Origin of the sequence: Ligilactobacillus aviarius subsp. aviarius DSM 20655 (assembly GCF_001436315.1) — a bacterium.
GTDB lineage: Bacteria > Bacillota > Bacilli > Lactobacillales > Lactobacillaceae > Ligilactobacillus > Ligilactobacillus aviarius.
Window position 1 is genome coordinate 1 of sequence record NZ_AYZA01000023.1, and the last position, 219, is coordinate 219.

Genomic DNA, 219 nt, shown 5'->3' on the forward strand with positions numbered 1-219 from the left:
AAATTTACCTTTTAGGAGGAATATTAATATGACTACAAAAGTAGGTATTAATGGTTTTGGTCGTATCGGCCGTTTAGCATTCCGTCGGATTGCTGAAGTTTCAGATGACTTGGAAATCGTTGCTATCAACGATTTAACATCACCAGCTATGTTGGCTCACTTATTGAAGTACGACACAGCTCATGGTCAATTTGATGCAGAAGTTTCTGCAACAGATCA

The 219-nt window shown here is 38.4% G+C and carries 1 protein-coding gene; it reads left to right on the forward strand.

The window, feature by feature from the left end; translation table 11 throughout:
• Positions 1 to 28: 28 nt before the first annotated feature.
• The coding region (locus FC33_RS06705; protein ID WP_275453093.1) for a glyceraldehyde 3-phosphate dehydrogenase NAD-binding domain-containing protein at positions 29 to 219 on the forward strand (191 nt) is incomplete at its 3' end.